This is a genomic window from Pseudomonas sp. R3-18-08 (assembly GCF_003852065.1).
Lineage (GTDB): Bacteria > Pseudomonadota > Gammaproteobacteria > Pseudomonadales > Pseudomonadaceae > Aquipseudomonas.
In genome coordinates this window covers 3,201,668-3,226,522 of record NZ_CP027729.1, presented here as the reverse complement: position 1 = coordinate 3,226,522, position 24,855 = coordinate 3,201,668, and the positions used below count along the sequence as shown (strand labels likewise).

At 61.4% G+C, this 24,855-nt stretch carries 21 protein-coding genes and 1 pseudogene; 11 read left to right on the top strand and 11 right to left on the bottom strand.

What is annotated here, in order from left to right:
* The first annotated feature begins 62 nt into the window (after positions 1–62).
* The gene (locus C4J92_RS14730; protein ID WP_124404381.1) at positions 63–1,388 is read left to right on the top strand and encodes a PLP-dependent aminotransferase family protein; all 1,326 of its coding nucleotides are present in this window, start codon (positions 63–65) and stop codon (positions 1,386–1,388) included.
* A 29-nt stretch (positions 1,389–1,417) separates the two neighbouring features.
* On the opposite strand, the gene C4J92_RS14725 is transcribed toward C4J92_RS14730, so the two are convergent.
* From C4J92_RS14725 to C4J92_RS14720, 3 genes and pseudogenes are all read right to left on the bottom strand, one after another.
* Positions 1,418–1,849 carry a nuclear transport factor 2 family protein gene (locus C4J92_RS14725; RefSeq protein WP_124367244.1) on the bottom strand — a complete coding sequence of 144 codons (432 nt, stop codon included), beginning with the start codon at positions 1,847–1,849 and terminating at the stop codon, positions 1,418–1,420.
* A 187-nt stretch (positions 1,850–2,036) separates the two neighbouring features.
* Positions 2,037–2,132 (bottom strand): annotated as a pseudogene (locus tag C4J92_RS27535) (N-acetyltransferase); the annotation flags it as partial.
* 71 nt (positions 2,133–2,203) lie between these two features.
* A complete protein-coding gene (locus tag C4J92_RS14720; protein ID WP_124404380.1) occupies positions 2,204–3,913 on the bottom strand; it encodes an amidase in 1,710 nt (569 codons plus the stop codon).
* A gap of 121 nt (positions 3,914–4,034) precedes the next feature.
* Between C4J92_RS14720 and C4J92_RS14715 the strand changes: the two genes are divergently transcribed.
* Entirely contained in the window at positions 4,035–4,343 is a 309-nt protein-coding gene (locus C4J92_RS14715; protein WP_124404379.1) for a DUF2834 domain-containing protein, read from the top strand.
* 138 nt (positions 4,344–4,481) lie between these two features.
* Here the strand turns inward: C4J92_RS14715 and C4J92_RS14710 are convergent, their stop codons facing one another.
* Positions 4,482–5,693 carry an MFS transporter gene (locus tag C4J92_RS14710; RefSeq protein WP_124404378.1) on the bottom strand — a complete coding sequence of 404 codons (1,212 nt, stop codon included), beginning with the start codon at positions 5,691–5,693 and terminating at the stop codon, positions 4,482–4,484.
* A gap of 97 nt (positions 5,694–5,790) precedes the next feature.
* Here C4J92_RS14710 and C4J92_RS14705 point away from each other — a divergent pair, with 97 nt between their 5' ends.
* The gene (locus tag C4J92_RS14705) at positions 5,791–6,612 is read left to right on the top strand and encodes a helix-turn-helix domain-containing protein (RefSeq protein WP_124363083.1); all 822 of its coding nucleotides are present in this window, start codon (positions 5,791–5,793) and stop codon (positions 6,610–6,612) included.
* On the opposite strand, the gene C4J92_RS14700 is transcribed toward C4J92_RS14705, so the two are convergent.
* Together C4J92_RS14700 and C4J92_RS14695 are read right to left on the bottom strand one after the other, a co-directional pair.
* Positions 6,605–7,792 carry an MFS transporter gene (locus C4J92_RS14700; protein ID WP_124404377.1) on the bottom strand — a complete coding sequence of 396 codons (1,188 nt, stop codon included), beginning with the start codon at positions 7,790–7,792 and terminating at the stop codon, positions 6,605–6,607. The genes C4J92_RS14705 and C4J92_RS14700 overlap by 8 nt on opposite strands.
* Positions 7,792–8,814: an alpha/beta hydrolase gene (locus tag C4J92_RS14695; RefSeq protein ID WP_124404376.1), complete on the bottom strand. Its 1,023-nt coding sequence runs from the start codon at positions 8,812–8,814 to the stop codon at positions 7,792–7,794. The genes C4J92_RS14700 and C4J92_RS14695 overlap by 1 nt, the downstream gene beginning before the upstream one ends.
* 175 nt (positions 8,815–8,989) lie before the next feature.
* Between C4J92_RS14695 and C4J92_RS14690 the strand changes: the two genes are divergently transcribed.
* A complete protein-coding gene (locus tag C4J92_RS14690; protein ID WP_124404375.1) occupies positions 8,990–9,913 on the top strand; it encodes an AraC family transcriptional regulator in 924 nt (307 codons plus the stop codon).
* Here C4J92_RS14690 and C4J92_RS14685 read toward each other — a convergent pair.
* Both C4J92_RS14685 and proP read right to left on the bottom strand, forming a co-directional pair.
* Positions 9,888–10,394, bottom strand: coding sequence for a GAF domain-containing protein (locus tag C4J92_RS14685; RefSeq protein WP_124404374.1), 507 nt, complete (start codon positions 10,392–10,394; stop codon positions 9,888–9,890). The genes C4J92_RS14690 and C4J92_RS14685 overlap by 26 nt on opposite strands.
* Before the next feature lie 51 nt (positions 10,395–10,445).
* A complete protein-coding gene (proP, locus tag C4J92_RS14680) occupies positions 10,446–11,948 on the bottom strand; it encodes a glycine betaine/L-proline transporter ProP (protein WP_124367236.1) in 1,503 nt (500 codons plus the stop codon).
* A 560-nt stretch (positions 11,949–12,508) separates the two neighbouring features.
* On the opposite strand from proP, the gene C4J92_RS14675 reads away from it, so the two are divergent.
* The 3 genes from C4J92_RS14675 (at position 12,509) to C4J92_RS14665 (ending at position 16,481) form a co-directional block, all read left to right on the top strand.
* Complete coding sequence (locus C4J92_RS14675) at positions 12,509–13,810, top strand: IS4 family transposase (protein WP_124404373.1); 1,302 nt, start codon at positions 12,509–12,511, stop codon at positions 13,808–13,810.
* A gap of 594 nt (positions 13,811–14,404) precedes the next feature.
* Positions 14,405–14,935: a GNAT family N-acetyltransferase gene (locus C4J92_RS14670; RefSeq protein WP_124404372.1), complete on the top strand. Its 531-nt coding sequence runs from the start codon at positions 14,405–14,407 to the stop codon at positions 14,933–14,935.
* A gap of 142 nt (positions 14,936–15,077) precedes the next feature.
* Complete coding sequence (locus C4J92_RS14665) at positions 15,078–16,481, top strand: MFS transporter (protein ID WP_124404371.1); 1,404 nt, start codon at positions 15,078–15,080, stop codon at positions 16,479–16,481.
* 42 nt (positions 16,482–16,523) lie between these two features.
* On the opposite strand, the gene C4J92_RS14660 is transcribed toward C4J92_RS14665, so the two are convergent.
* Positions 16,524–17,816, bottom strand: a complete 1,293-nt coding sequence (locus tag C4J92_RS14660; protein ID WP_124404370.1) for a sorbosone dehydrogenase family protein — start codon at positions 17,814–17,816, stop codon at positions 16,524–16,526.
* Positions 17,813–18,235 (bottom strand): DUF2231 domain-containing protein, encoded by a 423-nt coding sequence (locus C4J92_RS14655; protein ID WP_124404369.1) that lies wholly within the window; start codon positions 18,233–18,235, stop codon positions 17,813–17,815. The genes C4J92_RS14660 and C4J92_RS14655 overlap by 4 nt, the downstream gene beginning before the upstream one ends.
* Before the next feature lie 204 nt (positions 18,236–18,439).
* Here C4J92_RS14655 and uvsE point away from each other — a divergent pair, with 204 nt between their 5' ends.
* The 3 genes from uvsE to C4J92_RS14640 are packed head-to-tail and all read left to right on the top strand — an operon-like array spanning position 18,440 to position 20,349.
* Positions 18,440–19,468 (top strand): UV DNA damage repair endonuclease UvsE, encoded by a 1,029-nt coding sequence (gene uvsE / locus C4J92_RS14650; RefSeq protein ID WP_124404368.1) that lies wholly within the window; start codon positions 18,440–18,442, stop codon positions 19,466–19,468.
* A gap of 39 nt (positions 19,469–19,507) precedes the next feature.
* Complete coding sequence (locus C4J92_RS14645; RefSeq protein ID WP_124404367.1) at positions 19,508–19,987, top strand: ATP-binding protein; 480 nt, start codon at positions 19,508–19,510, stop codon at positions 19,985–19,987.
* Positions 19,984–20,349 carry a hypothetical protein gene (locus C4J92_RS14640; protein ID WP_124404366.1) on the top strand — a complete coding sequence of 122 codons (366 nt, stop codon included), beginning with the start codon at positions 19,984–19,986 and terminating at the stop codon, positions 20,347–20,349. Before C4J92_RS14645 ends, C4J92_RS14640 begins: the two co-directional genes overlap by 4 nt.
* A gap of 168 nt (positions 20,350–20,517) precedes the next feature.
* Here C4J92_RS14640 and C4J92_RS14635 read toward each other — a convergent pair whose 3' ends face one another.
* Entirely contained in the window at positions 20,518–21,072 is a 555-nt protein-coding gene (locus C4J92_RS14635) for a cysteine hydrolase family protein (protein ID WP_124404365.1), read from the bottom strand.
* A gap of 193 nt (positions 21,073–21,265) precedes the next feature.
* Here C4J92_RS14635 and C4J92_RS14630 point away from each other — a divergent pair, with 193 nt between their 5' ends.
* Positions 21,266–24,769, top strand: coding sequence for an AAA domain-containing protein (locus tag C4J92_RS14630; RefSeq protein ID WP_124404364.1), 3,504 nt, complete (start codon positions 21,266–21,268; stop codon positions 24,767–24,769).
* Positions 24,770–24,855: the final 86 nt, after the last annotated feature.

Genomic DNA, 24,855 nt, shown 5'->3' with positions numbered 1-24,855 from the left:
GTACCCGGCATCCTAGGGCTGAAGATTGATGCAATCAAAAAATTGTCATGGATACATCGCCAATGCCGCGCGCCCGCTACAAATCGCTGGTCGATACCTTCGCCGAGGCCATCCGTGCGGGCAAAATGCCGCCCGGCACGCGCCTGCCCACGCACCGCCAACTCGCCGCCGAGCATGGCCTGGCGCTGGTCACCGCGAGCCGCGTGTACGCCGAGTTGGAGGCGATGGGGCTGGTCAGTGGTGAAACCGGGCGTGGCACTTTTGTGCGCGAACTGGCGTTACCGCCGGGCCAGGGCAGTGGGCAGATGCCCGTTGCGGCAGGCATGCTCGATTTGAATTTCAACTACCCGTCATTGCCCGGCCAGGCCGAGCTTTTGCGTGGCGCATTGCGCCAGTTGGCGTTATCCGGCGACTTGGAAGCGCTGTTGCGTTACCAGCCCCATGCCGGCCGCTTGCATGAACGCGCGGCGGTCGCGCAGCACCTGTTGCAGCGCGGGCTGGCGGTGCAGGCCGAACAGGTATTGCTGGTCAGCGGTGCCCAGCACGGCCTGGCGGTAACCCTGATGGCGCTGCTCAAACCTGGCGATGTGATCGCCGTCGACGCATTGACCTATTCGGGCTTCAAGGTATTGGCCGAGACCCTGCACCTGGAAATCGTCGCGATCCCGGCCAGCGCCACCGGCCCGGACCTCGATCACCTGCAGGCCCTGTGCCGCAAGCGGCCGGTGCGCGCGGTCTACAGCATGCCCACCCTGCATAACCCGCTGGGCTGGGTGATGAGCCTGGCGCAGCGTGAGCGCTTGGTGGCGATAGCGCGAGAGCACCACTTGATGATCATCGAGGACGCCGCCTACGCCTTCCTGGCCGAACAGGCGCCGCCGCCGCTGGCGACCCTGGCGCCTGAATGCACTGTCTACGTGGGTGGGTTTTCCAAAAGTGTCGCCACCGGCTTGCGCGTCGGTTTTATCGCGGCGCCCCTGGCTTGGGTCAAGGTATTGGAGCGCACCGTCATGGCCACCACCTGGAACGTGCCGGGGGTGATGAGTGCGATCGCCGTGGCCTGGATCGAAGATGGCACCGTCGCGCAGTTGGAGGCGCAAAAACGCGCAGATGCCCAGGCGCGGCAAGGTTTGGCTGCGCAAGTGCTGGCGGGGCTGAGCTATATCAGCCATCCATCATCGTATTTTTTGTGGCTGCCGCTGGCCGAAGATGCCCGCGCCGATCAGGTGGCCATGACCTTGCAGCGCGAGGGTATTGGCGTTTCTACCGCCGAGCCGTTTGCCGTCTCGGCCCATGTGCCCCATGCGCTGCGCCTGGCGTTGGGGTCGGTGTCGATGACGGCGCTGCGTGAGGCGTTGCTCAAGGTGCGCAAAGTAGTGCAATGGTGAGCCGTGGCTGAGCGGCTCACCGGCAAGGGTCAGTATTTGTAGGCCTGGCGACCGATCAACAGCCATTGGCCTTTCTGTTTCTGCCAGACCTGGAAGTTATCGATATCGGTCGGCACTTCGACGCCACTGTTCACCGCCAGGGCGTGAAAGTGGTTGCGCACCAGAGCGGTATCGCCATTGAGGGTGATGCTCTGGTTTTGCATTTCCAGGGTCTTGAACGCGCTCTTGTGAGTTTCCAGGTCTTCGATGAACTGCGCCTTGTTCTGCACCTTGCCGCTGGAATGGCCGTAGGTGAGGGTGTCTGCGGTCAGCGCATGCAGTTGCTTGAGGTCCAGGTGCAACATAGCCTGGGTCAGTTGGTCGACCGCCTGGGCTACTTCCTTCTCGGCGGGCGCCGGTGCGGCCGCGACGTAGCCGGAGAACAGGCACAGGAAAGCGATCAGCACTTTGAGATTTTGCATGGGGATTCCTTATTGTTGTTGGGGATCGACGATGAGGTATGTCGTCGTACAACCATGCAATAAATTGGCAGGGGAAGGAAAGGGGGTTCTTGAAATATTCTGAAATTACTTGTCTACCGATGTGGAACTCGGCTGAACCTGTAGGAGGAGGCAAGCCCTAATGCCAGTCAGTTAAGGCGACACCGAACCTGTGGCGAGGGAGCTTGCTCCCGCTGGACTGCGCAGCAGTCCCATTGTTTGGGGCCGCTTCGCGCCCCAGCGGGAGCAAGCTCCCTCGCCACAAGTTAGTTCTCGCTCTTGCTACTTCTTAAGTGACCAGCATTAGGGCAAGTCCACACCCACATGGGGCGGTGATCAGCCGGCTGACAACGGTGGCGTGCGCGGTGGAATCATGCGTTTGCTGCCGGTGGCTTCGTACGCTGACGCCAAGCGCAACAGAGCCGAATCGTCATACGCCCGCCCGGCAAATGTCAGCCCGACCGGCATGCCGATATCGGCCATCACGCCCATCGGCACGGTGACCGTAGGCACGCCAAGGTGGCGAATGGCGAGGTTGCCGTTGGCCACCCACACGCCATTGCTCCAGGCGATATCGGCGGAGGTCTCGTTGACATCGGCATCGGCCGGGCCCACGTCGGCCACGGTGGGGAACAGCACCGCGTCGAGCCCCAGGCGGTCCATCCAGTCTTCCAGGTCCAGCCGGCGGGTTTGCTCGAGGCCGCGCAAGCCGTCGGGCAAGCTGCTGATCTCGTTCCACGGCGTGATGCCGCGCTGGGCCATGCGCACGTATTCGTCCATGCCGGCGGCCAGGTCGTCTTCGCGGTTGGGCAGGGTGCCGGGGTCGTGGGGGAAGATCTTCGGCCCATCGACATCGGCCAGGCGGTTCAACGCCGGGTCGCCGTTGGCGCGCAAAAAGTCATCGAACGCCCAGGCCGACAGTTCCCACAGCTCATCGTGGAGGAATTGCCGGGACACCAGGCCACGGTTGAACACTGTGGGCGCGCCGGGGCGGTCGCCTTCGCAATTGGACACCAGTGGGAAATCCACTTCGATGACCTCGGCGCCTGTGGCTTCCAGGGCGTGACGTGCGGCTTGCCACAGCTCGATCACTGAGGCGCGGGTGTGGATTTTCTGCCCGGTCGGTCCGCCAATCCCGGGTTTCTCACTGGTGCCGGCCTCAGGGTCGGCGTTGATGTACATGCGCGGCACGCCGAAGCGTTTGCCGGCCAGGGCCGCGCTGCCCACCGCCAGTTCGGCGTAGGACGCCGGGCGCACCGAACTGACGCAGGGGATCGGCACCCAGGGTTGCAGGCGCCACAGGTCGCCACGGGTGTGCGGGTCTTCGGCGACCACCACGTCGAGCACTTCCAGCAGGTCGGCCATGGTGCGCGCAAAGGGCACCACCACGTCCATGGTCGGCGTCAGCGGCCAGTTGCCGCGTACCGAAATCACCCCACGCGACGGCGTGTACGCACACAAACCGTTGTTGGAGGCCGGGCCGCGACCGCTCGACCAGGTTTCTTCGGCCAGGCCAAACGCGGCAAAACTTGCCGCCGTGGCCGTGCCGGCGCCGTTGGACGAACCCGAGGCGAACGGTGCGGTGAGGTAATCGGCGTTGTACGGGCTTTCAGCGCGGCCATAGACGCCGCGTTGCATGCCACCGTTGGCCATGGGCGGCATGTTGGTCTTGCCCAGGCAGATGGCCCCGCCAGCGCGCAAACGCTCGATGGTGAAGGCATCCCGCTGGGCCACCAGCTTGGCGAACGCCGGGCTGCCGGACGCGGCGGTGAGGCCCTTGACCAGGTAACTGTCCTTGGCGGTATAGGGAATGCCATCCAGCGGCCCCAGGGTCTGGCCTTTTGCCCGGCGCGCATCCGACGCTTGGGCTTCTTGCAAGGCGTCGGGGTTGCGCACCACCACCGAATTCAGCGCGGTGGCGGTCTGCGGGCCGTCATAGGCGTCGATCCGCGCCAGGTAGGCCTGCACCAGTTCAACGGCGCTGGTCTGGCCGGATTCAAGCGCAGCGCGCAATTGGGCAATGGAGACTTCGGTAACTTGCATCAGGTTTTTTTCGCCGCCTTCAAGTGGGGGTATGGCGGCAGTCTACGTACAGATATTTCCCAGTGCCAGCTTGCTGCTAAGGTAAGCGGCTTGATGATCCATATTGCACTCCAAGGAGGAGAACATGCCCAGACCCTATATCGCCCTGGCCGGTTTGCTCGGGTTTTCGCTGTATACCGTGGCGACCCTGTTGACGGCCGAGCAATCGCTCATTGCGTTTGGGCAGCAATTGTTGTCACGGCCAGATACGGCGCAGGTGGTGATTGACCTGTACCTGATGGCGATACTGGCGTGTGTGTGGATGTACCGGGATGCGCGGGGGCGGGGGCGCTCTGTGGCGTCGTTGATCCCCTATTTCCTGCTGACGGCGGTGTTCGTGTCGATAGGGCCGCTGCTGTATATCGTCGTCAATGGGTTCACGCGACGCACCTGACGACAAAATACCAATGTGGGAGGGGGCTTGCCCCCGATGGCGGTGGTTCAGTCACATCCTCTATAACTGACATACCGCTATCGGGAGCAAGCCCCCTCCCACATTGTTTAAGCGTCTCCCGCCTGGACAGCGGCAGCCTCACACCCCTTTGGTCGACGGCAACAATATCGTCAGGATGCCCGCCAACGGCAGGAACGAGCAGATCTTGTAGACGTATTCGATGCCGTGGCTATCGGCGAGCAAGCCCAGCAGTGCTGCGCCGATCCCGCTGAAGCCGAACATCAGGCCGAAGAAGATCCCGGCGATCATGCCGACATTGCCCGGCACCAGTTCCTGGGCGAACACCACGATGGCCGAGAACGCCGAGGCGATGATGAAACCAATGACCACGCTGAGTACGGCGGTCCAGAACAGGTCGACATAGGGCAGGGCGAGGGTGAACGGGGCGGCGCCGAGAATCGAAAACCAGATGACTGTCTTGCGCCCGATCTTGTCGCCGATCGGCCCGCCGGCGAAGGTGCCCACGGCCACCGCGCCGAGGAACAGGAACAGGTACATCTGGGAGCTGGCGACCGACAGCTGGAATTTTTCGATCAGGTAGAACGTGAAGTAGCTGGTCAGGCTGGTCATGTACCAATATTTGGAGAACACCAGCAGCGCCAGCACCACCAGGGCAAAGGTCACCCGGCCTTTGGACAAACCGTGGGTCGGCTTGCTGCCTTGCTTGAGCTTGAACAGGTTGAGGTGGTGGCGATACCAGCGGCTCAAGCCGTACAGCACCAGGATCGCGAACACCGCGAACAGGCCGAACCAGGCGATATGGCTCTGGCCGTAGGGAATGATGATAGCCGCTGCCAGCAGTGGGCCGAAGGCGCTGCCGGTGTTACCGCCGACCTGGAACGTCGATTGCGCCAGGCCATAGCGGCCGCCCGAGGCCAGGCGTGCCACGCGGGACGTTTCCGGGTGGAACGTCGACGAGCCGACACCCACCAGCCCCGCCGCCAGCAAAATCAGCGGGAAGCTGCCGACAAACGCCAGCATCAGAATACCGATCAAGGTGCAGACCATGCCCGCCGGCAGCAGCCATGGCTTGGGATGACGGTCGGTGTGGTAGCCGATCCAGGGCTGCAGCAGCGATGCGGTGAGTTGGAAAGTCAGGGTGATCAGACCGACCTGGGTAAACGTCAGGCCGTAGTTGGCCTTGAGCATTGGGTAGATCGACGGCAGCACGGCCTGGATCAGGTCGTTGATCAGATGCGCCAGGGCGCAGGCGCCGAGCACGCGCATGACCAAAGGGCTGACCTGGGGCGTCGCGGTGGCAGCGGCGGGTGTCGCGGTGAGGGTCGACATGCAGGCATTCCATACAAGGCAGCGAACAGGGGCCGACACTACTTGAGCGGGCGGCCCATTTCTAATTATTTCGGGAGCCATGCTAGAGTCGACGCAAATGCCTGTCTCGCGCAATTCGGGCGTAATTCATCGCAAAAAGGGCGAAATCATCAAATCCCTCGACAAATTCCTCCAAGAGATCGATGAAGGCGATTGGGCCGTCATCAGCTCGGCCACTGACTACCCGGAAAACTGGGTGATTCCCGAGCACAGCCACAACAAGCATCAACTGCTCTACGCCATTGGCGGCGTGATGGTGGTGTATTCGGCGTTGAACCAGTGGACCGTGCCGCCCAATCGCGGGTTCTGGATGCCCTGTGGCCAGGTGCATGCGCTGCGTTGCGTGGGCACCTTGAAAATGCGCAGCGTATTCGTGCGCCCGGACAGCTTTCCGGACCTGCCGACCGAGCCGAAGACGGTGACGGTCTCGCCGCTGCTGAGTGAATTGATCAAAGTCTCGGTCAGCTTGAAACCGCCCTTTGCCGAGGATTCGCGCGACGCCAGGATCATGCGCCTGATCCTCGATGAGCTGGCTATCTTGCCCGCGCTGCCGTTGTCGCTTCCTCAGCCCGCCGACCCGCGCATCAATCACATCTGCCTGACGCTGCAGCAAGACCCGGGCGATGCGTCCACCGTCGCCGATTGGAGCCAGCGCCTGGACCTGGATCAAAAAACCATTCAACGCCTGTTCCGCCGCGAAACCGGCATGACCTTCGGCCAGTGGCGCCAACAGGCCCGTTTGCTGTTGGCGCTGGAGCGTATCGCGGTGGGCGAGAAAATTATCGATGTGGCCCTTGAGTTGGGTTACGAAAGCCCCAGCGCCTTTACCAGCATGTTCAAGAAACAGTTCGGCAAGACGCCGAGTCAGTTTTTCAGCTAGCGCTGCTGATAACGCGGGCAGGCCGCGGGCGGCGTGACGCCACGTAGGCCAGCACGGTGGCGACCACCAGCAAGGCCGCGCTCAGTTCGAAGGTCGCCTGGTAACCGCTCAGGTCGAACGCCACGCCGCCGACCGTGGCGCCTGCGGCAATCGCCAATTGAATGATGGCGACCATCAAGCCACCGCCGGCCTCGGCGTTGTCAGGTGTGGTTCTCGATAACCACGTCCACCAGCCCACCGGCGCGGCGGTCGCCACCAAGCCCCAGCTGCCCAGCAACACGCTGGTCATGAGGGTGGAACTGCCGAACGCCACCAGTGCAAGGGCGATGCCTGCCATGATCAGCGGGATGGCAATCAGCGTCGGGTACAGGTGGTGCTTCAGGAAGCGTTCAATTAGGAACGTCCCGGCCAGGCCCGCCAGGCCGAGCACCAGCAGCATCAACGACAGCGTGGAGACGTCAACCCGGGTCACGCTTTCCAGGAACGGCCGCAGGTAGGTGAACAGCATGAACTGGCCCATGAAGAACACGCTGACGGCCACCATCCCCAGGGCTACGGTGGGGTTTTTCATCAGGCTCAGGACATTGTCGGCTTTCGCCTCGGCCTTGTTCTTCAGCGCAGGCAGGCTCACCAGCAGCCACACCAGTGCAATCACGGCCACCGGCACCACACAGAAAAACGCGCCACGCCAGCCGATGATGCCGCCCAGAAAGCTGCCCAGCGGCGCCGCAATCACCGTCGCCAGTGCGTTGCCACCGTTGACGATGGCCAGGGCACGCGGCACCTGGGCCTGCGGCACCAGACGCATCGCCGTGGCCGCCGACAGTGACCAGAAGCCGCCAATCGCCACGCCGATCAATGCACGACCGAGCATGAACACCAGGTAGTTCGGGGCGAACGCCACCACGCTGCCGGAGACGATCATCAGCAGTGTCAGCGCTATCAGCAGGCGCTTGCGATCCACCCGCGCGGCGATCGCGGCGATCACCAGGCTGGTGAGCAGGGCAAACACCCCGGACACCGAAATGCCCTGGCCAGCCTGGCCTTCAGTGATGTGCAGGTCGGCGGCCAGGGGTGTCAGCAGGCTCACCGGCATGAATTCGGAAGCGACCAGCGCGAACGCCGCCAGCGACATCGCCAGCACGGCGCCCCAGCGTTGGGGTTGGGATGTAGCAGACATCACTTCAAATAGCTCTGGAAGAAGGTGGTGAGTTTGGCGAACGGGATCAGGTTGACCCGGTCGTAGAGATCGACGTGCCCCGCGTTCGGGATGATCAGCAATTGCTTGGGCTCGGCGGCGCGCTGGAAGGCGTCTTCGCTGAATTCACGGGAGTGCGCGTCGGCCCCGGCAATCAGCAGCAGCGGGCGTGGGGAGATCGTCTCGATGTCGTTGAACGGATAGAAGTTCATGAACTTCACGTTGCTGGTCAACGTCGGCCGGGTGGTGGTCAGCTTGGAAGCGCCTGGCGGGGTGACTTCGCCGCGCGGGGTGCGGTAGAAATCGTAGAACTCATCGCCCACCGCGTCGCCGGTGAGGGTCTGGGGCGTGCCGCCGGTGTAGACGGTCTCGCCGCCCTGGAACTCGACATAGCGCTGGTTGGCTGCCTGGCGCAACACCTGCTGGCGCTGTTGCAGCGTCACGCCGTGCTTGAGGCCGTTGCGGTTGGCAGCGCCCATGTCGTACATGCTGACGGTCGCTATCGCCTTGATGCGCGGATCGATCTTCGCCGCGCTGATCACGAAACTGCCGCTGCCACACACGCCGATGGCACCGATGCGTTCACGATCGACCTGGGGGCGGGTGCCGAGGAAGTCCACGGCGGCGCTGAAGTCTTCGGTGTAGAGGTCGGGCAGCACCGCGTTGCGCGGCGTGCCGGCGCTTTCGCCCCAGAACGACAGATCCAGGGACAGCGTGACGAAGCCCTGTTCGGCCATTTTGGTGGCATAGAGGTTGGCGCTTTGTTGCCTGACGGCGCCCATGGGGTGACCGACCACAATGGCCGCGTTCCTGGCACCTGCGGCCAGCTTTTTCGGCATGAACAGCGTGCCCGCGACCGGCATGCCGTACTGATTGTTGAAGGTTACGTTCTCAGCCGTCACCGTGTCGCTTGTGTAGAAGTTATCAGCACCGTTGGACATGTCGGCTCCTAATGAAGAAAGGGAGGTCACCAGCAAACCCAGCGCGAGCAAGAGGCGTTTCATAGGGGATGTTCCTTGCGAAGTGTCCGAGCATTTTCCCAATGGCGGCCGGGCTTCTGTAGTGCATTTGAGTGGATTACTTGCCCAATTCTCTGAGTTTCACGGTTTGGCGGCGACGCCTGGGGCTGGCGCGGGTAAAGTCCTGCCAAGACATTCAGTGAAGCAGTGGAAGGGCCCTATGACGATCCATCAATCGCCGCTGGACGCGCTGATCCAGGCCATCGGCTCGCGCGTCCCGGCGCCCGGCGACTTCCCCATGCCGATCCCGGGCCTGGGGTTCTATCGGCGTGAACAGCCGGCCGCGCCGGTGGTGTGTATGGTCGAACCGAGCATCGTGCTGGTGGTACAGGGCGAGAAGCGGTTGTGGGTCGGCGGTGAGGGCTATCCCTACGACACCTCGCGATTTCTGGTGACCTCGCTGGATATTCCGGCCAACTCCGAAGTGCTGGTCGCCAGCCCCGAGCAACCGTGCCTGGGGCTGATGTTCAAGCTGGACCTGCGCATGCTGGCCGAGCTGATCGCCCAGGGCGGCCTGCCGCCAACCCGTGAGCGCGCGATGATGAAGGGGGTTGGCATCGGCCGGGTGACGGATGGCATGCTGGCAGCATTCGCGCGCCTGGTGGCATTGCTGGATGAACCTGACGCAATCCCGGTGCTGGCGCCGTTGATCCAGCGCGAGATTCACTACCGGTTATTGAAGAGCGACCAGGCCGGCCGACTGCGCCAGATCTGTTCAGTGGACGGGCAGGGGTATCGGATCGCCAAGGCCATCGATTGGCTGAAATTGAATTTCGACAGCGCTCTGCGCGTGGAAGAGTTGGCCGCACGCGTGCAAATGAGCGCGGCAACCTTTCACCATCACTTCCGCCAACTGACCTCGATGAGTCCGTTGCAGTATCAGAAATGGCTGCGCTTGAACGAGGCCAGGCGCTTGATGTTGAACGAGCACCAGGACGTGTCCAGTGCCGCGTTCAAAGTCGGTTATGAAAGCCCGTCGCAGTTCAGCCGTGAGTACAGCCGCCTGTTCGGCGTACCGCCCAAGCGCGACATGGCCGCGCTGCGGGGCAGGGCAGGTGTTACTGATCTGACGGAGTCAAGTTAGCGTAGAAGATGCACCCGATCAGTCGTGCGAACAGGCTCAGGGTTTCCGGCAGGTTGGGGTCGTCGAACAGCATGGCGCGCGAATCCAGCGCGCACAGTGCGCCGAACAGGCGCCCGTCGGGCAGGAAGATCGGCGCGCCGGCATAGCTCTCGATGGCGTATTGCTTGACCACCGGGCGTGCGGCAAAGCGGCCGTCGAGGCTGATCTGCGGGACGAACAAGGCTTGGGGATCGACGCAAAACTCACTGCACAGGGTGGTTTCCAGGTCGAGCACGTCGTCGACATGGATGCCCATCTGCATGGGGTCGTAGGCCGAGCAGACCACCCACTCCAGGTCGGTGAATTTGGCGATGCCGGCGAAGCGCATGCCGGTCAGGCGGGTAACCAGTTTAAGGATGTTGGTGGTCGCTTCGATTTCTGCGATGGCCGCGCGTTCGTCGGCGCTCAGCAGCGATTGGGCAGAGGTGACGCTTGGAATCATGTGAACGCTCCAATGGCGTGGCCGCAAGCAGCGACCACGCACAGCCAGGTTCTAATTGATCCGTGGATGCTGTTGCACCAGGTTTTCGCGCTTGGCTTGGAGCGCCGCAATCTCAGCATCGATGTCTTCGATCTTCTGCTCGATATTGTCATGGTGCTCCTGCAACAGTTCCTTGGCTTCTTCCATGTCGGAGGCCGCCGGGGCCGCCCCTCGCAGTGGTTTATTGGCAGTTTCCTTCATGGTCAGGCCCGTGACCAGACCGACCACGGCGAACACCATCAGGTAGTAAGCCGGCATGTACAGGTCATTGGTGCTTTCTACCAGCCAGGCCACTGCTGTTGGCGTGATACCGGCGATCAATACCGAGACGTTGAAGGCACTGGCCAGGGCGCTGTAGCGCAGGTGAGTGGGGAACATCGCCGGCAGCGTTGATGCCATCACGCCGATAAAGAAGTTAAGCACAATTGCCAGAATCAGCAGGCCGCTGAAGATCAGCCCGGTCTTGCCGCTGGTAATCAGCATGAACGCCGGGATCGACAGGAACAGCAAGCCGATGCTGCCGGCAATGATGAAGGGCTTGCGGCCGATCTTGTCGCTGACGAAGCCAATGAACGGCTGCACGAACAGCATGCCGACCATGATCGCGATGATGATCAGCACACCGCTGTTTTCGGCGTAATGCAGGTTGTGCGACAGGTAGCTGGGCATGTAGGTGAGCAGCATGTAGTAGGTCACGTTGGTGGCCGCGACGATACCAATGCAGGTCAGCAGGCTCCGCCAATGCTTGGTGGCGATCTCTTTGAAGGACACCTTGGGGCCATGGCTGAGGCCTTCGCGGTCACCCTGTTCGAGTTTTTCGACGTGTTGCTGGAACGCCGGAGTCTCTTCCAGCGCGTGGCGCAGGTACAGGCCGATGATGCCCAGGGGCAGGGCCAGGAAAAACGGCAAGCGCCAGCCCCAGGCCTCGAAATCCGCCTCGCCGAGCACGGTGGAAATCAATACCACCACGCCGGCGCCCAGCACGAAGCCGGCAATCGAGCCGAAGTCCAACCAACTGCCGAGGAACCCGCGCTTGCGGTCCGGGGCGTATTCGGCGACGAAAATCGACGCGCCGGTGTACTCGCCGCCCACCGAGAAACCCTGGGCCATTTTGCACAACAGCAACAGGATCGGTGCCCAGATGCCAATGGACGCGTACCCCGGAATCAGGCCGATGGCGAAGGTGCTCAGGGACATGATCACGATGGTGGCGGCGAGGACTTTCTGTCGTCCGTACTTGTCACCCAGGGCGCCGAAGAACAGACCGCCCAGTGGACGAATCAGGAAGGGCACCGAGAAGGTGGCCAGCGCCGCGATCATTTGTACGCTGGGGGACGCGTCAGGGAAGAACACCTTGCCCAGCACATAAGCGACAAACCCATAGACGCCAAAGTCGAACCATTCCATGGCGTTGCCCAGTGCGGCGGCGGTGATCGCCTTGCGCATCTTGTTGTCGTCGACAATGGTGATGTCGTTCAAACCGATGGGTTTGACGCGTTTCTTACGTAATTTCATGCGGGCCACTCTAGAAGCTGAACAGGAGGTGCCATCGCAGCGATGGCACCGCTCTGTCACTTCAGATACAAGCGGACACTAAATAATTCACCCATTGGGGCATTTTTTCTCGCATTAGCGGAAATATCGTTGGTGTGAGGTCTGTGGGAGGGGGCTTGCTCCCGATAGCGGTGGTTCAGCTGCGAATTTGCTGACTGGCCCACCGCTATCGGGCATAGGTATCTACACAGCTCTGGCGTAGCCTTGAACCTGTGGCGAGGGAGCTTGCTCCCGTGGCGACCTGGCGGCCTATAGCTATCTGACTGATGCCGCGCGATCCAAATGTGGGAGGGGCGGTGCGACTATTCGACTTGCCCCCGATGGCGGCCTGACAGCCGACCAGGATGTTGGATCAAGGCGAGTACATATCCGTTGCTGCGGTAACGGCGGCTTAGGGTTCCGCCCTTACGGCCAGCCCTTTCAAGGTCTTTGATAAAATCCCGCAAAACTCCGATCAGGGTGACGAAAGCGATGTGGGCAGAGGTTCTAGCGCGGTTTGAGAAAAAGCACCGGCCAGTGTCATGACCAGAGTGATATTGGAGCAGGCTGTTCCTGCTGAATGGGTCGACCAGGTGTTCGAAGAGCACCGTCAGCGGCAGTACCCACGAGAGCTTTTGTTTTCAACCATCGTTGAACTGATGTCCCTTGTTTCATTGGGTTTGCGACCTTCGCTGCATGCCGCCGCGCGACAGATGGAAGATCTTCCTGTCAGCTTGGCGGCGCTGTATGACAAGGTCAGTCGTACAGAGCCTGCGCTACTGCGCGCCCTGGTCACCGGTAGCGCAGAGCGTTTGGCACCGACGATAAAAGAACTGGGGCACACAGCCATTTTGCCTGGTTGGCAACTACGGGTCGTTGACGGTAACCACCTGCCTTCCAGCGAAAAGCGTCTGGGCGCTTTGCGCCGTGAACGAGGCGCCGCCCGGCCTGGTTTTTCCGTTGTGGTTTACGACCCCGATCTGGACCAGGTCGTTGATCTTCAGCCTTGTGAAGATGCCTATGCCAGCGAACGCGTCAGCGTGCTGCCGTTGCTGGAAAAGGCCAGCGCGGGGCAACTGTGGATGGCTGATCGACTCTACTGCACGCTCCCGGTCATGCAGGCCTGCGAAGATACCGGGGCCTCGTTCATCATTCGCGAACAGAGCAAACATCCACGCCTGCTTAAGGAAAGCGACTGGCAGCTGCCTGTTGCGGTCGCGGCAGGCAGCGTGCGCGAGCAAATCATCGAAGTAAAAGGTGGACGACAGTGGCGGCGAGTCGAACTGAACCTGCAAAACCCCACCGAATCCGGCGACGCTACGCTGCTGTTCTGGAGCAACTTGCCCGACTCTATCAGTGCTGAGCAAATCGCCGATTTGTACCGCCGTCGCTGGAGCATCGAAGGGATGTTCCAGCGCCTGGAAGCGGTGTTGGACAGTGAAATCGAAACCTTGGGCAATCCTAAGGCAGCCCTGTTGGGATTTGCATCGGCCGTGTTGGCTTACAACGTTCTGGCCGTGCTCAAACGCAGCGTCGAACAAGCTCATCGCCAAACTCTGCCCGACGACTGGGAAGCATCGATTTTTCACCTGACGGTGCAGGTACGCAGCGGTTACGAGGGGATGCAAATAGCCTTGCCAGAATATTTATCCATCCCTATCCCCGCAGCGGGGCTGGCTCAATACCTGCTTGCCCTTGCTCGAAATATCCAGCCCAAAGCGGTCGTCAAGAGCAAACGGGGGCCGAAGGTGCCTAAACCCAAGGAATGGCTGGAAGGCAAAGCCGCGAATGCCCATGTGTCGACGGATCGGGTGCTCAAAGCCGCTAAAATCAAAAGACCTTGAAAGGGCTGGCCCTTACGGCGTCTCACTTTTGAAAAGCGCAAAAGTAAGCAAAACGCTCTTGCCCCACCACTCGGCACCTCGCCTAGGCTCGGTGTGCCCGCAATCCGACATTGATTTGGGGGGCCGCCGCCACGCGCCATCCATGGCGCGGGGCGGCTAAACCGGCATCCCTGCCGGTTTACCCCCCAAATCACTGTCGAATTCCGGCCAGCGTGGTTTAACGGGGCGCCTAGATCAAAAGCAAGATCAAGAGCGACTCGCTTCGCATCGTGGTTAGCGTAGGCTGCTACAAAGTTGTGTAGATACCTATGGCTATCGGGGGCAAGCCCTAATGCCAGTCAGTTAAGCGAAAGTGGTCCACTGTAGGAGCGAGCTTGCTCGCGAAAAACGCCCAGGCAACGCGTTCATTCTGAATAAACGCGGAGGCCCTGAGTTCTTCGCGAGCAAGGGCTAGCCGCCCGCCTCGCTCCTACAAAAAACCTTAACTGACTGGCATTAGGGCAAGCCCCCTCCCACATTGTTGGCATTTCAGCGCACTATCTGTTGGTTAAACTGGGCTCGCAGCGTTATGCCGCCATTAGGGACGCCATCTGTATGCCAAACATCCATTCACGCCTCATCTACCGCCAACCACAGCCTGCTGACGTGCGGCGATTATTCGCCATCTACAGCGACCCCCAGACCAACCTGTTCAACCCTGCCGGCCCCATGGCCAGTGTTGATGATGCGCAGCGCCTGCTGGAGCGCTGGCTCGACCAATGGTCTGCCCTGGGCTACGGCTGGTGGGCGATTGCGCGGCGTGAGGCCCCCGAACACGTCATCGGCTTTGGCGGCATTGCGCCGCTCAACTACCTGACAGTGCCGCGCATCAACCTCGGCTATCGCTTCGCCGTCGAAGCCTGGGGGCAGGGCTATGCCACCGAGGTGGGGCGCGATGCCTTGGTGCTGGCATTCGAAACATTGGGCTTGCCGGAGGTTTTCGGGTTGGTACGACCGGAGCATGCCGCGTCGATCCGCGTGTTGGAGAAGATCGGCATGCAGCCATTCGGCCTGCTCGATGATGTGCCCGGCCAAGCACCCAGCCGGGTAATGCGCGTTTGTCATCCTACAACCGCATCAGCCTGACAGTTTTCACACCCCTGTAAATCCTCGTTCATAGCAATCTTTCAGATTGACACTGCCCAGGCAGCCCGATATAAAAGCCACAGTTGTACGACGACATATGACGTTACATATGTCCTACCTAACAAAAATAAAAAGTGATGCCATGAATCTGAACGAGCCCATCAGTGCCCATCGTGTCGGCCAGGCGGTCGGCAGCTATCGCTGGACGATCTGCGCGATGCTGTTTTTCGCCACTACCGTCAACTACCTCGACCGCCAGGTGCTCAGCCTGCTGGCGCCGCAGTTGTCCACGCAATTTGGCTGGAGCAACACCGATTACGCCAACATCGCGGCGGTGTTCCAGTTCGTCTATGCGATTTCCATGCTGTTTGCCGGGCGGTTTGTCGACAAGATCGGCACCAAGGCCGCCTACGTCGTGGCGATTGGCATCTGGTCCACCGGCGCGATCATGCATGCCTTCTCGGTGCAGATGGGCGAGGGCCTTGCGGCGCTCAGCACTGCCGTCGGGCTGGCGGTGATTCCGGTGTCGATTGCCGGTTTCATGCTGTCACGCGCGGTGCTGGCGATTGGCGAGGCGGGCAACTTTCCCATCGCGATCAAGGCCACGGCCGAGTACTTCCCCAAGAAAGAGCGTTCCTTCGCCACCGGGATCTTCAATTCGGGCGCCAACGTAGGCGCGATATTGGCGCCCATCTGTGTGCCATTGATCGCCGGGATGTGGGGCTGGGAAGCGGCTTTCATGGTCATCGGCATGCTGGGCTTCGTGTGGGTGGCCGTGTGGGCCGCCGTGTACGAAAAACCTGAGCAGCAAAAACGTCTGTCGGCCGAAGAACTGGCCTACATCCGCAGCGACCAGACCGTACAACCCTTCACGCCACTGGCTGCGGGCGCAACGCCGAAGAAAGTCTCGTGGTTCAAGTTGCTGACTTATCGCCAGACCTGGGCCTTCGCTTTCGGCAAGTTCATGACGGACGGCGTCTGGTGGTTCTTCCTGTTCTGGCTGCCGACTTACCTGTCGGCGCAATACGGCATGAAGGGCGCTGATATCGTGATGCCGCTGGCCGTGCTGTACAGCATGACCATGGTCGGCAGTATCGGGGGTGGCTGGTTTCCCAGTTACTTCATGGCACGGGGCGACGCGCCCTACGATGGCCGCATGAAAGCCATGCTGGTGATCGCGCTGTTCCCGCTGGTGGTGCTGCTCGCGCAGCCGTTGGGCTACATCAGCTTTTGGGTCCCGGTATTGCTGATCGGCGTGGGCGCCTCGGCACACCAGGCGTGGTCGTGCAATATCTTCACCACGGTCTCCGACATGTTCCCGCAGAAAACCGTCGCTTCGGTGGTCGGTATCGGCGGCATGGCCGGGGGCCTGGGCGGGGTGGTGATGACCAAGATCGGCGGCTGGGTGTTCGATTACTACAAGTCCATCAACGACATCCACACCGGCTACATGATCATGTTTGCGATCTGTGCCCTGGCGTACCTGGTGGCGTGGAGCGTGATGAAGACGCTGGTGCCGCGCCATAAGGAAATCACCGACCTCTGAGTGAGGGTGCCGGAGCGGGCAAGCCGCTCCGGCCGTGTCGGTTTATCGATTACGCGTTACCCGCCATACCGTGTTGGCCAAGTCATCGGCAATGATCAGCGCACCTTTCGGGTCCACCGTCACACCGACCGGGCGACCACGGGTCTTGCCATCCTCTCCGCGAAAACCGGTGGCGAAGTCCACAGGCTCGCCAGCCGGTTTGCCGTTGCTGAACGGTACGAAGATCACCTTGTAGCCCACCGGATTATCGCGGTTCCAACTGCCGTGTTCGCCAACGAACACGCCGTCGGCGAATTTTTCGCCCATGGCCGGGATGGAGAAATCCACACCGAGTGCCGCAACGTGCGAGCCCAGGCTGTAATCCGGCTTGATCGCCGCAGCCACTTTGGCCGGGTTCTGCGGTTGCGCACGCGGGTCGACGTTCTGGCCCCAGTAGCTATAAGGCCAGCCGTAGAAGGCGCCTTCACGCACCGAGCTGAGGTAATCCGGCACCAGGTCCGGGCCCAGTTCATCACGCTCGTTGACCACCGTCCACAACTGCCCCGAACCCGGTTGGATAGTCAGCGCCGTGGGGTTGCGCAGGCCGGTGGCGTAGGGCTTGTGCGCACCGGTCGCGGCATCGATCTGCCAGACCATCGCCCGGTCGATTTCCACTTCCATGCCGCGCTCGGTGATGTTGCTGTTGGAGCCGATCCCGACATAGAGCTGGCGCCCGTCCTCGCTCACCGCCAGGGATTTGGTCCAGTGGTGATTGATCTGCGCCGGCAGGTCGGTGACCTTGGTCGGGGCGCCGCTGGCTTTGGTCTGGCCGTCGGCATAGTCGAAGCGCACCAGCGCGTCCTGGTTGGCCACGTAGACTTTCCCATCGGCGTAAGCCAGGCCATAGGGCGCGTTGAGGTTGTCGGCGAACACGGTCTTGAGTTCATAAGTGCCGTCACCATCGGCATCGCGCAACAGCGTGATGCGGTTGCCGCTCTTGACCTTGGTATTGCCCTCGGCCTTGATCAGGCTGGCGATCACGTCCTTGGGCTTGAGCTTGGCCGCGCTGCCGCCACGGCCTTCGGCGACGAGGATATCGCCGTTGGGCAGGACCAGGGTCTGGCGCGGGATGGCGAGGTCGGTGGCGATCGCCGTGATGCTGTAGCCCTCGGGTACCTTGGGTTTCTGGTCGCCCCAGGCGACGGGCTCGGCGATCTTCATGCTCGGCAGCAGGCTGCTTTGTTGGGCCGGTAACTTGGGGTCGGGGCCGTGGACCTGAGTCTTGTCGCCTTCGCCGCCGCACGCGGCCAGCAGCAACGCTGCGCTTAACAGGGTCAAGGTGTGGGTGGTTTTCATTGGGCAGCTCCCGAACGCAGGTTAGTCAGGCCGATCCACGTCGCCACCATCGCCAGCAGCGTGACGATCACTGACAGCACCAGGCCGGTCGGCATCATGGCGTAGGCATCCTTGGCATGCTGGAAGGCGTTGATCAGCCCCAACATCCAAGCGGCCAACAACACCAGAAAGTAAGCGGCAGGGCGCCCGGCCTTGCGTTCGGCGCGCAGCAGATTGACCAGGGCGAATAACAGGGCAAACCCACTGAACACCAACGCACCGGCGATCAGCCAGGAGGCGAAATTGGCCCACTGAATCTGGTAGGTCTGGCCGTAGGCAATGTCACTGAGCGTGGCGCCGAGGAACAGCGGCACGCTGCCGGCGAGCAAGGTCGCATGCAGCGGGCCTGGCGTGCAGCGGTAGGCGGGAAGGGTAGTCATGGGGGATGCAGCTCCTTATCGTTCGGCACGCCTGGCTAGGCGTGCGATGACTTTGCATAGGTTTTGCACATAGGCTTTGCATAGGAAAGGAACGCGCTGTTTGTGAGAAAGTTCACCGAAGGTTCGTGTCCGGATGTTTTTCGAACCCTTGGCCGCCGGATTCACCTAAGCCTCTAACCTTCATTGCTTATTACAGGCGTTCCCATGACCCACCCGCGCATCGGCTTTGCATGCCAGTACAAGCATCCCGAACGACTGCCTTCGGCCAGTGCCTTGAAGCTGATCGAAGGCCCGTTCAACCCGCGTACCACCACGTTGCGCTGGATGAACAGCGTCGAGCCCAAGGTGGCGCGGGATAAACTGGTCGAGGTAGTCACCCACAACCTCGCCGCCCAATTGCGCCTGCTGGCGTACGTCGCCGAGTTGCCGCCGACCCTGCGCATGCTGCGCCTGAGCAGTGACCTGTTGCCGTTCTACAGCCACCCCGACGTTGCCGCTGTGTATCAGGACCCGGCGATCCAGCGCCAATTGCAGGAAGGGTTTGCCGCCATCGGCGAGCTGGCGCGGGCGTCGAATATCCGCCTGTCGTTTCATCCCGGCCAGTACTGTGTGCTGGCCTCGGAAAACCCCGGCGTGGTGGAGAACAGCCTGGCCGAATTCGAATACCACGCCGACATGATCCGCATGATGGGTTACGGCCGGCGCTTCCAGGACCTCAAGTGCAACGTGCATATCGCCGGGCGCCTGGGTGTCGAGGGCACGCGGGCGGTGTGGCCGCGCCTGTCCGAAGTGGCGCGCAACTGCATCACCTTCGAGAATGACGAGAAAACCTACGGCCTGGACCATTGCCTGCAAGTCGCCGACCTGGCGCCGGTGGTACTGGACATTCACCATTGCTGGATCAACGAAGACCACTACATCGACCCCGATTCCCCGCGCGTCGCCCAAGTCATCGACAGCTGGCGCGGCGTGCGGCCCACGATGCATTACTCCCAGCCCCCGGAAAGCCTGCAGGCACTGGGTTTTGACGCCGAGCACAAACTGGAAATGGCGGCCTTGCTGAAGGTGGTGTCCAAGCGCGACCTCTACGCCCACAGCGCGCAGATGTGGAACCGCTGGACCAACGACTATGCCCTGCAGTTTCTGGATCGCTTCGACATCATGCTCGAAGCCAAGGACAAGAACATCGCCGCCCTGGCGTTCTATACGTATTGGCAGCACCGATCCGCCTGAAACATGGCATGCTTTGCGGCCCCACAAAGGAACCGTCCCATGGCTACCCTGCATCTGCTCTGCGGCAAGATTGCGTCCGGCAAGTCTACGCTCGCCAGCAGTCTTGCCAGCGATCACGCTGCCATCTTGCTCAGCGAAGACCATTGGCTCGCCACGCTGTATCCCGGTCAGATCAAGACCATCGCCGATTACCTGGCCTGTGCCCGGCAGATCCGCGGTGTCGTGGAGCCGCTGGTGATCGATCTGCTGAAGTCGGGCGTCAATGTGGTGCTGGATTTTCCGGCCAACACCCTGGCCAATCGCGAATGGCTGCTCACCCTGGCGCAGGCCGCCCAGGCACCGCATTGCCTGCATTACCTGGAGCTGGATGACGCCACCTGCCGGACTCGACTGCACGCACGCAACGCCAGCGGCGAGCATGATTTCGCCGCCACCGATGCCGAATTCGACCTGATTACCCGCCACTTTCGTGTGCCGAGCGAAGAGGAAGGCCTGGTGATCGAGGTGCATAGTTTATGAGTGCTGAACCACCTGTGGGCGCCGCGCCTGCGCAGTCTAACTTCGAGCCTTTACTGATGGATGTGCTGAACCACTATCGAACAGACATTGCGCAAGCCGAGAACACCTCGCAGCGCCTGTGTTTGCAGGGCGAAGCTGCGAGCAAGTTGATCCGCTCCACGCATACGCTGCGGTCAGCAGAAGCCACGATGTGGCCGCAGACACTGGAGGAGCATGTAGCACTGTTCCGGCAGCGTTATCCGACCATGATTACCCAAATCGCCTACTTCCTGTTTGAGGCCAGAAACCCAAGCGCCGAGGGTGAAGCGTTCCTGCTGCGTCTTGATGCATTCCTTGACTGGATGGCCTCGCAGCGGCAATAAACCCATAACCTGTGGCGAGGGAGCTTGCTCCCGCTGGGGCGCGAAGCGGCCCAGCTCTTCGCTTTAAAAGAATGGGCCTGCTGCGCAGTCCAGCGGGAGCAAGCTCCCTCGCCACAGTGACCGTTGTGATCGGAAAGGAATCAATCAAATGCGCGTCCGAACAAGCGCTCAGCCCAGCAGTGCTTGGGTCTCAACTACCCTGGCATAGTCCATCGCCAGGTTACTCAACGACAGCGCATGCACGTCTTCCGCAGGCCATAGCCGGCCCGACAGATCAGTCTGGTCGAAGGTGAAGCAGGCGTCCGCGACCACGATCACGTCAAAGCCCAGATTGCCAGCCGAGCGGGCCGTTGCCTCGACGGAGTTGTTGGTAATGACGCCAACGATCACCACTTGCCTGATCGAGCGCGTATGCAGCCAGCGCTCAAGCCCCGTAGCGGTGAACGCATCCGGGACGTTTTTTTCCATCACTTGTTCATGGGCGAGGGGCTGCAGCGCGTCCTGGAATTCGCAGCCGGGTTGACCAGGCCAGAACACCGAGCCAGGGGAACGAGAGATATGCCGCATATGAATAATTGGACGTTGCGCCTGTCGCCACGCGGTAAGAAGCTGCTGGACGCGCAGTTCGGCGTCTGGGTTGTTGCGTCGACCAAGAGTAGGGTCGCCCATGCCTTTTTGCATGTCGATGATCACCAGCGTCGCATTTATCGCTAACGGTTCCATGAGCTGTCCTTTTGCGTGTTAGGCGTGAAACATAGCAGCCAGAGCCTGTATTCAAACAGCAATTCATCAAAGCCTGCGCCGTTTGCTTTTAAACCCAGGTGATTGCCCACCTGCTCCCTGAACCGTTACCCTCGGTCCACATCCCCACCCACCGACCGTAACAGTGAGTCACGGTCTGCATTGAATCAGGACGATGAACGATTATTCTCTGAAACTCGCCAACTACTGGCGCACCTCGCTGGCCGACGCGGAAAACGGCAATGGTGCGTTATCCCCGAACCACGTCAAAACCTACGCTGCCGTGCCCCTGGCTGCATTAGCCGCCGGTTGTTTGCCGGTTGAGCAAGTGGAGAGCCTATTCGCCGACGAACCGGCACAACTGCTCCAGGTGGAGGTCACGCTACGCCCGTTCGTGTACGCCTCACGCCAGGAGCACCGCCAGGCGCGCAACGGGCTGCCGGCGTTCATCACGCCGATCATTTGCCGTGTGTCGGTCACCCGCGACGGGCTGATCTATCCGACCGGGCCTACGCTGGTGCCGCGCGATATTCTGGAGCCGTTGGATCGTGACAACTTCACCATCGGCGCCCAGCATGACCTGGATACGTTTCTAACCGCACAAGATGCGCCGCAGTTCGAGCCGCCACCCGCCGGCACAGAGGTGCAGCCGGAGCACTACCGCGAGCAGTGGATCACCTACCTGCGCTATTGCAAGACGATGTTCCAGACGGTCTGCAACGCCTGGAACGGCGTGGACGACGGTTTTGATCCGGTCAACTATTGCTATGTGTTCAAGGAACAGAAAGCCGAAGGTTTCAGCCGCAATATCGTGGCGCTGTACGATCATTTGCGCCTTGGCAAACCGGATGCGCCGTTGTTCGAGCGGTTCGCACAACGCGAGCGCATGCCCGATGAGCCGTGCCTGGCCGCCAACAGCCTGTTCGCCGGGCGAGGAGGGCATGCCGGCGACGAATACGCGCTGGCGCCTGCCCAACGCGACAGCCTCGCGCACCTGCTGGCGGGTAACGCCGGGGATATCCTGGCGGTCAACGGGCCGCCGGGTACCGGTAAGACCACGTTGCTCTTGTCGGTCGTCGCCTCGCTTTGGGCCAAGGCCGCTGCCGAGGGCGGCGAGCCGCCGGTAATTGTCGCCAGTTCTACGAACAATCAGGCGGTCACCAACATCATCAAGGCATTTGGCAAGGACTTCTCGGCAGGCACCGGCCCCTTTGCTGGGCGCTGGCTTCCGGATATCAACAGCTTTGGCGCTTACTTTCCAAAGGCCGCTGCGGAAGCGGAGATGGCCCGCACCTATCAGACCAAAAGCTTTTACCTGGAGCTGGAGACGCAGGCCTATCTGGATAAAGCGCAGCAGGCTTATCTGGAGCATGCCGCCATCGCCTTTCCCGGGCCGTCGCAGCCCACGCTCAAGGGCACCGTCGACAAGCTGCAGGCTCTGATTCAACTGCGCCAGCAGCAACTGGGCGATATCGAGAAGGGCTGGGCAAGATTGAACGCCGCGCGCGACGCGATGAAGGCCTTGCTCGGCGATAATCCATACACGGCAATTGCGGCGCTTGAAGGGCAATGTCGGGCGCAGTCCGATCAGTTGGCAAACGCCAAGGCACGCCTGAAAGATTTCAAGCACTACCTGGCCCATGAGTCATTGATTTACACGCTGTTCGGCTGGTTCGGCCCGATTGCCGCCAAGCGCCTGCGCTTGGCCAAACTGCACATCGATGAAACTGATGCACAGCTGCAGAGCGCCAACGATGTGCATGAGATAGAGCGCCTGCTGACGGCCGCCGTGGCGCACACCGCTCAAAGCCTGAAAATCCTTGAAACCCAGCGTGAGCGTGTGGAGCACTTGCGGCGCAATGAGCAACGTGAGCTGTTGAACTGGCAGGCGGTGATTGGTCGGTTACCCAATGCCGTCGGCAAGCCCGCCGCCGAGGTGACGCTGGAGGACTGCGACCGTTGGGCTGACACCTCGCTGCGCTTCGAGACGTTCCTGCTGACCACGCATTATTGGGAGGGCCGCTGGCTGTTGGAAGTCGCCGATGAGCTGCCACTGATCCTTAAAAGCCGCAAAAAAAACGGCCGCAAGACCCTGGAAAAAAACTGGCGCCGCTGGATGAAGCTCACGCCTTGCGTGGTGGCGACGTTCTACCGCTTGCCGGCCGAGCTGTCGTGCAGTCGCCATGACGGCAATGGTTATGTCGCCGATTACGCGTTGAATTTCATCGACCTGCTGATCGTAGACGAGGCGGGCCAGGTGCTGCCTGAAGTGGCGGCGCCGTCGTTCGCCCTGGCGCGGCAAGCGTTGGTGATTGGCGACACGCAACAAATCGAACCCATTTGGTCGGTGCCGCCGTCGGTGGATATCGGCAACCTGCTCGCTGCCGGCCTGCTGTCACGCAGCCGTGTGGACGATGAGTATGAAGCCTTCTGTGAGAGCGGGCGCAGTGCCGCCAGTGGCAGCGTCATGGCGATTGCGCAGTCCACCAGCCGCTACCACTACGACCGCGACCTGGCCCGCGGCCTTTATCTGTATGAACACCGCCGTTGCTATGACTCGATCATCGATTACTGCAATGCGCTCTGCTACAAAGGCAAGCTGCAACCGCGACGCGGCGCCAAACCGCAGGGTGGCCTGCCGGGCCTGGGTTACCTGCATATCGACGGATTGGGCCAGCAGAAGCAGGGCGGCAGCCGCCATAACCTGCTCGAAGCTCAGACCATCGCTGCCTGGATCAAGGCCAATGAACAGCAGCTGACCCAGCGCTATGACAAGGAGCTCTGGGAAATCCTCGGGGTGATCACCCCCTTTGGCGCGCAGACCCAGGCCATTACCGAGGCATGCACCGCCCTGGGTATCCGTACCGGCAAAGGCGACGGTGAAATGACCGTTGGCACCGTGCACTCTTTCCAGGGCGCCGAACGACCGGTGGTGATTTTTTCTGCGGTGTATTCCAAGCATGCCGACGGTGCGTTTATCGACCGTAGGGACAGCATGTTGAACGTGGCGGTTTCCCGCGCCAAAGACAGTTTTCTGGTGTTCGGCGATATGGACCTGTTCAGCCAGATCCCCGCCAGCAAGCCGCGTGGCAGGCTGGCGCAGTACTTGTTGAACAGCGCGGACAATGCGCTCACGTTTGACTTCCAACCTCGGGCGGATTTGCTGACGGCGCGCACCGGGTTGAGCCACCTGCATGAGTTTGCCGAACATGATCAGTTCCTGTTGCAGACCCTGGAGACGGCGCAGCAGCAGGTGCAGATCGTGACGCCCTGGGTGCGCCTGAGGGGGATGCGCGAAAGCGGCGCCCTTGAGGCCATGTGCGGCACCGTGCAGCGCGGGGTGCCGGTCACGGTGTATACCGATTTGCACTTCAACACTGGCATCGGTCGCAGCAAGTCCGACGGTGACCCCGGCAAAGTCGCCGAATTCAAGGATGCGCTGGCCACTTTGAAGAACCACGCCGTGCAGGTGCGTGTGGTCAACAAGGTGCACAGCAAGCTGGTGATGGCCGATGAAGCGCTGTTGTGCGTGGGCTCGTTCAATTGGCTGAGCGCGGCGCGTTCGGGCGATTATGTGCGCCATGAAACGTCCATGGTCTATCGCGGGCCGGACGTCAGCAGCGAGTTGGCGATCAATCGAACCAGCCTGGCGCAACGCCTGATTTCGCGCGAACTCTGACCGGCCATCACGTTATGCCAGCGGCTCAAGCGCTGCTGGCATAGCGATACCGATCAGCAGCCCACACGCAAAACCCTGAGACTTCC